Source organism: Vibrio sp. 10N.222.46.A1 (assembly GCF_041473595.1).
GTDB classification, from domain to species: domain Bacteria; phylum Pseudomonadota; class Gammaproteobacteria; order Enterobacterales; family Vibrionaceae; genus Vibrio; species Vibrio tasmaniensis_A.
On record NZ_JBFRSN010000069.1, the window covers coordinates 1 to 11,192 of the forward strand.

The window sequence follows — 11,192 nt, forward strand, 5'->3', positions numbered from 1 at the left end:
CGCCATCCGTTTCGCTGCGTCTCGGTAAGCTTCTTTTCGACCTTCACCTTCTTGCATTCGCCTATCGGCAAACTCGGTAACAACAATCGCGCCGTCGACCAACATACCAACGGCCATGATCAAAGAGAACAGAACCACAATGTTGACGGTTAGACCAAACACAGACAACACCAACAATCCCGTGAGGAATGATCCAGGTATTGAAATTCCAACCAATAACGCGGTTCGAACACCAAGAATGGCGATGATAACGATCACCACTAAAATGATGGCGGACAAGATATTGTTTTGAAGATCGTTGAGCATGATCTTCACATCTTTAGATTCATCCCAGGTGTATTTAACCAATAAGTTATTGGGCCATTCCGCTTGTTGTTGAGCACCAGCCATAACCGCTTTAACTAACTCTACGGTTTCGATGATATTTTCACCCGCACGCTTCTTGATATCCAAGACCACCGCAGATTTACCATCTAAACGGGCAAAGCTATCAGGATCTCGAAACGCTCGACGAACCGTGGCCACATCACCAAAGGTTACGACCTGTTTACCATCCACTTTGATAGGTAACTCAAGTACGTCTTTTAAAGAGTTAAACACCGAAGGAACTTTGACTGAGAAACGTCCGTAGCCAGTGTCAACAAAACCAGCGGCGACCACTCGATTGTTCAGAGCGATCAGGTTATAGATATCCGCTTGATCTAAGCTGTAGCTCTCCATCAACAGCGGATCGACAATGATCTCAACAATGTCATCGCGATCGCCTGCAATATCGACCTCTAGAATTTGGCGATAGCTTTCGAGCTTATCCCCAAGCTCTCGAGCAATTTGCACTATGGTGCGCTCAGGAACGGTACCAAACAGAACAACTGACAACACTGGCTGCTCAGACGCGAGCGTCACCTCATTCACGGTCGGCTCATCACTGTCTTCTGGTAATTTTGGTTTGGCTAAATCGACAGCATCACGCACATCAGCCATCGCTTTGGTGAGATCAACGCCAACATTAAACTCCAACACAACTGAGGCGTGGCCTTCTGCTGCGGTTGCGGTCATCTCTTTTACGCCTTCAATCGACCTCAGCTCTTGTTCTATCGGTCTAACCAATAAGCGTTCTGCATCGGTTGGCGAAATACCTTGGTGCCCAACAGAAACGTAGATAATCGGGATGGTAATGTCGGGGCTCGATTCTTTGGGGATCGTGATATAGGTAACGACACCTGCGACCAATATGAGTGCCAAAAGAGAGAGCATTGTTCGAGCGCGAGACAAGGCTGCATCAATAATTGAATACATCGGTTATCTCCTACTCTGCAGTTACGTTAGAGAGTTCAACACCTTGCTCAACAGCAATCACCGAGTCACCATCACGAACAAAACCTTGCCCCACAGTGATGATATCGACACGCTGACCTAACCCCGTCAGCCACACTCCATCTTGCTCAGCTTTCACCAGTTGAATGCCGACAAATTTCACGATTGGTGAGTCGTCAATTGAAACCAAAGTTTTGACCCCAAGATTACCGGCCTCATCCAGTGCCAACATGGCAGGCGTCACTTTGATAGCGTCTCTTGTTTCTAGATTAAGGGTGACTTCAGCACTAACACCCGCAGGTAACAGGCCATCTGAGTTGTCGATTTCAATCTCAATAGGGAAGGTATTGGTTGAGGCAGAAGAGATTCGAGAAACATAGCGCAGACGACCTTCCGCTTCTTCTCTCCCTAACAGGCGAACCAAAGCTGATTGATTGACTAGCAAATGCTGGATATGACGCTCACTGACATCGGCCTCAATAACCAAAGGATCGAGGTCAATCACGCCAGCAACAGGATCGCCAACACCAACGAAATCACCGAGCTCCACCATCAAATCTTGAACCACACCGGAGAAAGGCGATGTGATGACTGTATTTTTTAGAGCCAGTTCAGCATTACGCTTCATAGCCTTCGCTTCAGTTAACGAAGCCTCAGCTGTGGTGTAGGCTATCTCGCCTTGCAGCCCTCTTTTTTTCAGCGACTGCGCCGCCTTAAATTCTTTCTGCTTCAATCGATATAAAGCCGAAGCTCGCTCTAGCTGAATCTCTAAGTCACCTTTATCTATCTGAGCAATGGCTTGCCCTACTTTAACCGTATCGCCTTTCACAACGTTCAACCTAACAATCTTGCCCGCGACTTCCGCTCCCAATCGAGCATGCCTATCGGGAGCTGTGCGACCATAAAGATCTATGGTTTTAAAGGTGGGGGATGAAGTGAATGTTTGAAAGGAAACCTTAGCCAGCGGAATTTCTGTCGCTTTTTTTGCTGGTGACTCTTCCGCTTGCCCCACTCCTAAACCAAGCCAAATCGACAACAGTACAACTAGAACCAGAGAAACCAACCACGGCTGCTTCAGTTTCTGAAAAAATGGAGAGTTAGAAAATAGAGTGGGCATAGCAAATCCTTTTGTCCGATGTGATTAAGGCGCGCTAATTAGCTTAACACCGTCATATGCAACATCCTGATGCACAGAGGTAACTTTAACAGACCCACACCCAACGAAGTTGGACGCTATCGACAGTTTAAAAAATATGGCGTTTACTATAAAGCAAATGAATAAAGTGAAAGCTTAAGTATAACCACCCAAAATAACCTTGGCGTACATGCCTAGAATAAGTCGACTTACTGTCTGTTTTGTATGGTGTATTTTTTACAAACAAAAACACCGAGCATTGGCTCGGCGTTTAAAATATTTCTAATGTAGCTTTCCGTTCAAGCTACCTTTCGTGCACGCTAAACGCTAAATGATGCGCCACAACCACATGTTGTTGTCGCGTTCGGGTTGTTCACAAAGAAACGTGCGCCTTCTAGGCCTTCAGTGTAATCAACCATGCCGCCCATTAAGTACTGTAGGCTCATTGGGTCAACAACCAGCGTCACACCGCTATTTACAATGGTAGTGTCGCCATCATTTACTTTTTCATCAAATGTGAAGCCGTACTGGAAGCCACTACAACCGCCGCCTGTAATGTATACACGCAGTTTTAGCTCTGGGTTTTCTTCTTCAGCAATTAGCGTTTGTACGCGGGTAGCTGCTGCATCAGAAAAGGACAATGGGATATTTACTTCGCTCACGACAACCTCTCTTACCTGTGTCAAAAACAACATGATACAAATCTAAATCGAGACCATAGTTGTTGAGTATTTTCTTATATTCTGGTGATTATCTAATACCTGACTGAAACGTTCAAGTATTCACCACAGGATCGTTCCTTTTACTGCTGTAAACTCGCTAATATCTGACAATTAAAACGCGTAACCACACAAAACAACCAGATTCGGGTGATTATATCAGCGAAGGCATTCCTAGTTGGATTCCGGATAGGTACAATGCGTGCCAATTGGTCCGACAGTCAAAAGAGGATATATCAATGACCAAATCAGCAGAGCTGTACGAAAAAGCACAGCAAACTATTCCTGGTGGCGTAAACTCTCCAGTTCGTGCATTCAATGGCGTAGGTGGTTCTCCTATCTTCGTTGAACGCGCTGATGGCCCACTTATTTTTGATGCTGATGGTAAAGCATATATCGATTACGTTGGCTCTTGGGGTCCAATGATCCTTGGTCACAACCACGTTGTTATTCGTGACGCTGTTACTGCAGCAGCTCAACGCGGCCTTAGCTTTGGTGCTCCAACCGAAACTGAAATCAAGATGGCTGAACTTGTATCTGAGATGGTTCCATCAATGGAACAGCTGCGTATGGTGAGCTCAGGTACAGAAGCAACAATGAGTGCGATTCGTCTCGCTCGTGGCTTTACTGGTCGTGACAAAATCCTTAAGTTTGAAGGTTGTTACCACGGTCACGCAGACAGCCTACTTGTAAAAGCAGGTTCTGGCGCACTGACTTTAGGTCAACCAAGCTCTCCAGGCGTACCGGCTGATTTTGCGAAACTAACGCTAACTGCAACTTTCAATAATCTAGATTCAGTACGTGAAATCTTCGCAGCAAACAAAGGTGAGATCGCGTGTATCATCGTTGAGCCTGTCGCGGGCAACATGAACTGTATCCCACCAGTAGAAGGCTTCCACGAAGGTCTACGTGAGATCTGTGATCAAGAAGGTGCATTGCTAATCTTTGATGAAGTAATGACAGGTTTCCGCGTTGCTGAAGGTTGTGCTCAGGCTTACTACAACATCAAGCCAGACCTAACGTGTCTTGGTAAAGTGATTGGCGGCGGCATGCCAGTGGGTGCTTTTGGTGGTCGTAAAGACGTGATGCAATACATCGCACCAACGGGGCCTGTTTACCAAGCAGGTACGCTTTCAGGTAACCCTGTTGCAATGGCTGCTGGCTACGCATGTTTGAATCTTCTAAGAGAAGAAGGCAACGAAAAGCGTCTAGCGTCTAAAACTAAGCAGTTGGCAAATGGCTTCAAGCAACTTGCTGACAAGCACGGCATCCCTATGCTAGTTCACCAAGTTGGCGGTATGTTTGGTTTCTTCTTCACAGACCAAGAAACGGTGACGTGCTACGAAGATGTAACTAAGTGTGATGTAGAACGCTTCAAGCGCTTCTTCCATCTAATGTTAGATCACGGTGTTTACCTTGCACCTTCAGCATTCGAAGCAAGCTTTACTTCTCTTGCTCATGGTTCAAAAGAACTGGATGCAACACTAGAAGCTGCTGACCGATCTCTTGCGATCATTGCTGCTGAAAGCAAATAATCGAAAGCACTTTATAAGTAGCTAACCGATTGAATTTAGGGCTGCATTAACGCAGCCCTTTTTAATGCATCGACTAAATTAAACTCGAGTATTTCCGCTTAATTACCCGTCAATTTATTCGAAAACCTAACGAAAAACGTCTAACGTTCCCAGAAAAGAAAAACCAACAACATCAGCGTACCTAGGAACATTCTGAACCAAGGGATCTCTTTTTTTATTTGCTGTTCTTCGTCTTGGCATTTCTTATCTTTATTACAGCATCCCATTATCAAAACTCCTCATTGCTAACTCTCTGTTTTGCAGCCATTATAAACTCAGAACGCAAATATAGAGACCATTAACGTGTCAGAAAAACTCAAAATCAACACCAGCCACTGGGTGATCATCATTGCCCTACTTGCGGCGGCTTATGCTTGTTACTTGCTTATCGAGCCTTATGTAAATTCCATAGTAATGGCATTCATCATCTCGTTGCTGATGTTTCCAATTCACGAATGGCTTGAAAAGAAGATACCGAATAAAGAGAACGTAGTCTCTCTACTTTCTTGTGTGATCCTGACTTTCATTATTGTTATCCCTTTATTGGCAGTATTTGCAGCAATTGTTCAGCAAGGCTCTCTGTTCTCTCAGAACACGTACCAATGGGTGACACACGGCGGTATTCAGACTCTGTTTGCACACCCACTTGTGGTCAAAGCGCTGTCGTTTGTGAATAACTACCTGCCTTTCGACAACATTGAGCCCCAAGCCATCGCACAGAAAGTCGGAGAATTCGCGACAAGTTTTGGTTCTAAACTGGTTGGTATCAGTGCGAAAATCCTTGGTGATGCGACCAACTTCTTAATGGATTTCTTCTTGATGCTGTTTGTTCTGTTCTTCTTATTAAGAGATCACGACAAAATCATCAGTGTGGTTCGTCATATTCTTCCGCTATCTCGTAGCCAAGAAGACAAGCTCCTCACTGAGATTGAGCAAGTTTCTAAGTCTGCCGTTATGGGCTCATTCTTAACCGCAATAGCGCAAGGTTTTGCGGGTGGTTTAGGTATGTGGATTGCTGGTTTCCCTGGGTTGTTCTGGGGCACTATGATGGGCTTTGCCTCTTTCATCCCCGTGGTCGGTACCGCTCTAATCTGGATCCCAGCCGCAACCTACTTATTCCTAACCGGTGATACCACGTGGGCAATTTTCCTAACGGTTTACTGTGTCGCGATTGTTGGCTCAATTGACAACCTACTGCGCCCGCTGCTGATGCAAGGTAGTGCAGGCATGAATACCCTAATGATCTTCTTCTCACTGTTGGGTGGTATTCAACTTTTTGGCCTAATTGGTCTTATCTACGGCCCACTGATCTTTGCTATTACTATCGTTCTTTTCAATATTTACGATGAAGAGTTTAAAGACTTTTTAAACCAGCAAGACAAGAGTTGATCAACTGTTCAGCAACTTGGTTGCCGAACCCGTATTAAACACTTCAAGCTTTGGGCGGATTATGCGAAAATCCGCCCTCATTTTTTGCTAACGATTCAATAGAGTGTCCTATGTCAGCTTATATTGCCCCAAGCCAAATTGCTCAACGTCAACTCGCCTACTTTGAAGGCAAACATGTTTTAGTTGCAGGTGAGGCAGAAGACTTATTCCCTGTTGAATTAGCGAAACATTGTGAATCAGTCACCGTGTTTACTTCTAATTACAGCTACTACCGTCAATTAGAAGGCTGCAGCACCATCCAACGTTTTTATGGTGCGGAGTTTACCGAAGAGACCAAAGCCGACTTAGTGATGCTGTACTGGCCAAAGGCCAAAGCGGAAGCGGAATTTCTGTTGGCGATGTTATTTGCCAAGTTAGGTAAAGATACCGAGATTGTCGTAGTTGGCGAAAATCGTTCTGGTGTTAAAAGTATCGAGAAGATGTTTGCTCCTTACGGAAAAGTCGTGAAATACGATTCAGCGCGTCGTTGTTCTTTCTACTGGGGTCAATGCTTCGAGCAACCACCAGCCTTCAACCTACAAGACTGGTTTAAAACCTACACGGTTAACATTGGTGAGCAATCACTGACCGTGAAAAGTCTTCCAGGCGTCTTCAGTCATGGTCAATTTGATGTTGGTAGCCAACTATTACTTGATACCCTGCCAAAACTGAAAGGTAAAGTACTGGATTTCGGTTGTGGTGCAGGCGTATTGGGCGCGGTAATGGCATCTCGTCACCCTGATATCGAACTGGAAATGTGCGACATCAGTGCATTTGCCGTGGCGTCTAGCCAAGCAACGCTAGAAGCCAATGGTTTAACAGGTAATGTCTTCGCCTCAGATGTCTACTCTGACACATCAAAAGATTACCAATTCATCATCAGTAACCCACCATTCCATTCTGGTTTGGATACAAGCTACAGTGCGACTGAAACCTTACTTGCTCAGGCTCCTAACCACATGAAGCGTTCTGGTGAGATGATTATTGTTGCGAACAGTTTTTTAAAATACATTCCAATTATTGAGCAAGCTTTTGGAAAATGCGCGACTCTAAATAAGACCACCAAATTCGCGATCTATCACGCAAGCAAATAGCCTATCTAACACAGCGCAGGGTCAATATCTGCGCTGTCTGTTCATATTTCTATCAAAAGCCCATAAAAATGAGCTTTTGCACACGCTTTAAATACCACTTACTTGTCAAAGTAAAAAAACTCGTTAATTTCGTTAAATTGGAACCCGTTAATTCTATTCTCTGTACTTGTTTTCATCCCTTTCAAGCAGTACATCAAAGGAAAGTAGTACCCAATTTATGTTTAGATTCTATCGTAAGCAGAAGTTTAAGCGCCTTCAAAATACCCTAATGCTGGCATTTCTTGTCCTTAGTATTACCCCAGTAACACTTATCGCGATATTTTTCCTCCAATCGCACAGTCAGGATCTTCAGGAACAAAGTACTTCGCACCTTGTTTCCGTCCGTGATACTAAACAGCAGCAAATTGTCGATTACCTACAAGCTCAAGAATCCCAAGTGATGGGTTTTGTTCGCTCAGAGCTTGCCAATGCCAGTGGCGGACGATTCTATGGTTTGATCAATGCATTCCAACGCCTAGGGTTAGACATTGACGAAGCACGCGCTAATGCGCAGCAACGCTACATTCAAGGATCGGGCGATCAAATCAAAACATCGATTCTCCCTGAATCCAGCAGCTTTATTGGCAGCGAGCGCTATCGCCTATTGCACAAGCGCTACCACAACTCTTATTTGGAGCTGCTTAAGCGTTCTGATTTTGACGACATTTTATTGGTCGACATTAACGGCAACATCGCTTATTCAGTTTTTAAGCGCGATGACTACGGCACCAACTTGCTGACAGGTAAGTACAAAGATGCAAACCTCGGCAAAACCTTTCAACGCCTGGAAAAGGACGTAAAAGACAAACGCAAATCCAACGAAGACTACACGCCGGTTATCGTTTCTGACTTTAAAGACGAAAATGGTAAACAGACCGCATGGTTAGGCGCACCTATCGTTCAACAGGGCTACCTACACAGTTACGCCATGTTTAGACTGCCCATCAATGGTATTACTAAGCTTATTGCCGATCTCAACAAGAGTTCGAATATTCAAACCTTGCTTGTCGGCGATGATCATCTGCCACGTAGCCTTGCCCATTCACAAGAGTCGATTAATCTGAGTTTAGATGTTGTTGATAAAGCTCTGGCAGGAGAAACGGCCGTTGGCACCTTCGACAACGCTCAGGATCAAGCGATCATCGCTGCATATACTCCAATTGAGCTCAAATATGCGACTTGGGCACTCGTCGTCGAGCTTCCAGAAAAAGAAGCGTTTGCCCGTATTCATCAGTTAGAAAAGATCTTTGTGATCGTGATGTTGACGGCGATTATTCTTGTATTTGTCGCATCCCATTATCTGTCTAACTTCATCACATCACCGTTACTCAAGCTCACATGGGCAGCAGAGAAAGTCTCTGCGGGTGACCTTGATGAAACCATGATTAATACCGAACGAAAAGATGAGATAGGCCGCCTCGCGGTAAGCTTCGAAAGAATGCAACGTTCGATTCGTGAAAAGATGCTGCTCATTAAGAGCCAAAATGATGAGCTTGAGGACAACCTTAAGACCATTCAAAAACAAAATGAAGAGTTGCAACTGGCTAACAAACTTAAAGATGAATTCTTAGCAACAACATCACACGAATTGAGAACGCCATTACATGGCATGGTAGGTATCGCTGAAGCGCTAATATCTGGTGCAAACGGTCCTATTCCTGCCAACCAGAAGTACCAGTTGGATATCATCATCAATAGTGGCCAGAGATTGGCAACACTGGTCGATGATCTACTTGATTACCACAAAATGCGCTACGGCAGTTTAGACATAAATAAATCTGCTGTTGATTTATCTGCTGCTACCAGCTTGGTACTAGAATTGTCACATCATCTGTTGGGCAATAAGCCAATCCGAATTATTAACCAAGTACCCAGTGACTTAGGGTTGGTTTCGTCCGATCCTCAACGATTAGAACAAGTGATGTATAACTTGGTGGGCAATGCCATCAAGTACACATCAGAAGGTAAAATTGTTATCTCAGCAAGCGTTATCGACGACAACATTCGTGTACAAGTTGTTGATACAGGCCAAGGCATACCTGCTGAATACTTAGAACACATCTTTGAGCCACTGATTCAAGCAGGACAGGACTCAAGTAACTATCGCCAAGGTGCAGGGCTTGGGTTGTCCATAAGTCGTCAATTGATTGAACTGATGGGCGGTTCACTGTACGTAAGTAGCCAACCAATGCTTGGCACGACGTTCAGCTTTACCCTACCTTTAGCCACCCAAGAAGAATTGGATAACTACAGTGATTCAGGAAGCTATTCGCACTTCCAAGCGCCAGATTTAATTGATAACAGCCAACAAGAAAATAGTGTTATCAGTGAAGATCCAGACGGTCCGTTACTGGTTATCGCCGACGATGAACCAGTAAATTTACGCGTGCTAGACAGTTTCTTGAAATTGGAAGGTTATCGAGTGCGCACCGCATGTGACGGCCCAGAAACCATTGAACTGATTGAGAAAGAGAAGCCAGAGTTACTTCTGCTCGATATTATGATGCCAGGTATGAGTGGCTATCAGGTGTGTGAAGCACTGCGTAAGCAATACGATCATGCACAGTTGCCAATCATCATGCTCACAGCTCTTAATCAAGCAGAAGACCGTGTTCGTGGCTTTGAAGCTGGTGCCAACGATTACTTGTCTAAACCGTTCAACAAACAAGAGCTGGCGGCGCGAATTACGGCTCACTTATCAGCAAGTAAAGCTGAGCAAAGACGTCTTGAGAATGATCAATTGCAACTGGAGCTTAAACACAGAGCCATGGTTGAAGCGAACCTGCTAGAAACTCAAGGGCGCTTGCTAGAGCAGCTAGAATCAGCCCCTGAGGCCATCATCTGTATTCGTGATGACCAACGAATTCGATTTGCCAACGAAGCTGCAGCAAAACTATTTAGGCGCGGGCAAGAGCAGCTTAAACGCTCTATGGCCGATGAGATCATTGCGCCTAAATACCTTAAGGTGGAACAAGCTCACTACTGTGGTGATATTGACATCTATATAGACGACACTCGTCAGCGAATACCAAGTGATATCCTTAAGCTACCTGAAGGCTCAGGGCTCGACACCATGTATATCTTTAATGTTGGTGGTGGGGTTAACTCAAACCGAGTCAATAACCTTGAAACGGCGGTTGAGGCACTTTCAAGCTACGCCTTTGAGGGTGACAAAGATAAACTTCAACAACTGAAAGAACTTGGCGGTGAATTTACTCGCCTCGCAGATAAAGCAACCGGTGAAGGTAAAAACAAACAAGAGCTGATGCGTGAAGTGCTGGTCGATGTCATGACCAATGCCATCATCTACTGGGAGTCTGTTACAGGGGAAACCAAGTTTGCCTTCGCAGAGAAGAGTGGCTTGTGGCGCGTCTACCTAGACCGCAGTACCCTGCAAACTAGAACGCTAGACAAATATCTACGTGTAGAAACTCTACCGAAAACGCCTCGCTGGCGAACGGTACTGAGCTCTATCGAGTTTATACTTGAGCACTGTAAAGAACAGACACCTGAAAGAACTCATATTGAGACCCTAAGGGATAAGCTACAAAAACTACTGACCAGTTAGCTCTGAAGTAAGCTCAAGCTACTGTAAATAATGAAGCCCACCTAGCGTGGGCTTTTTTGTGAATATCGTACGCGACCAAAGGACAATGACGTCGATTCAAACACACTTCTTTTACGGCATTAAACAAGCAAAATGACACGTTACTCAATCTTAAACAATCACCAGTTCAGTTACTATTTTGAGCCTTATTCTTGGCTGAATTTCACATTCCTCCGGCTCTTTGTTGCAGTTTGAGAAGCGAGTCACAACAGAACGGCAGATTTAATTTTCTAGAAAAATTTAACGTAAAACAGGTAAGTGACCGAGATCTACAATTACATC

Annotated in this window: 8 protein-coding genes; 4 read left to right on the top strand and 4 right to left on the bottom strand. The window is 44.8% G+C overall.

The annotated features are described in order from the left end of the window. From AB4496_RS02590 to erpA, 3 genes are all read right to left on the bottom strand, one after another. Positions 1–1,296: efflux RND transporter permease subunit (locus AB4496_RS02590; protein ID WP_372130558.1), on the bottom strand; the 1,296-nt coding region annotated here is incomplete at its 3' end. Between the two features lie 10 nt (positions 1,297–1,306). Further along, entirely contained in the window at positions 1,307–2,431 is a 1,125-nt protein-coding gene (locus AB4496_RS02595; RefSeq protein WP_012604711.1) for an efflux RND transporter periplasmic adaptor subunit, read from the bottom strand. A gap of 338 nt (positions 2,432–2,769) precedes the next feature. After that, entirely contained in the window at positions 2,770–3,111 is a 342-nt protein-coding gene (erpA, locus tag AB4496_RS02600; protein ID WP_004734539.1) for an iron-sulfur cluster insertion protein ErpA, read from the bottom strand. Positions 3,112–3,407: 296 nt separating this feature from the next. Between erpA and hemL the strand changes: the two genes are divergently transcribed. Beyond that, on the top strand, positions 3,408–4,703 hold the full coding sequence (hemL, locus tag AB4496_RS02605) for a glutamate-1-semialdehyde 2,1-aminomutase (RefSeq protein WP_009847556.1): 1,296 nt from the start codon (positions 3,408–3,410) through the stop codon (positions 4,701–4,703). Positions 4,704–4,843: 140 nt separating this feature from the next. Here the strand turns inward: hemL and AB4496_RS02610 are convergent, their stop codons facing one another. Continuing rightward, positions 4,844–4,969: a hypothetical protein gene (locus tag AB4496_RS02610; protein WP_009847557.1), complete on the bottom strand. Its 126-nt coding sequence runs from the start codon at positions 4,967–4,969 to the stop codon at positions 4,844–4,846. Between the two features lie 76 nt (positions 4,970–5,045). On the opposite strand from AB4496_RS02610, the gene AB4496_RS02615 reads away from it, so the two are divergent. The 3 genes from AB4496_RS02615 (at position 5,046) to AB4496_RS02625 (ending at position 10,871) form a co-directional block, all read left to right on the top strand. Next, positions 5,046–6,131 (top strand): AI-2E family transporter, encoded by a 1,086-nt coding sequence (locus AB4496_RS02615; protein ID WP_009847558.1) that lies wholly within the window; start codon positions 5,046–5,048, stop codon positions 6,129–6,131. A 110-nt stretch (positions 6,132–6,241) separates the two neighbouring features. After that, entirely contained in the window at positions 6,242–7,264 is a 1,023-nt protein-coding gene (gene rsmC, locus AB4496_RS02620) for a 16S rRNA (guanine(1207)-N(2))-methyltransferase RsmC (protein WP_009847559.1), read from the top strand. 217 nt (positions 7,265–7,481) lie between these two features. Next, entirely contained in the window at positions 7,482–10,871 is a 3,390-nt protein-coding gene (locus AB4496_RS02625) for a response regulator (RefSeq protein ID WP_009847560.1), read from the top strand. The last annotated feature ends 321 nt before the right edge of the window (positions 10,872–11,192 follow it).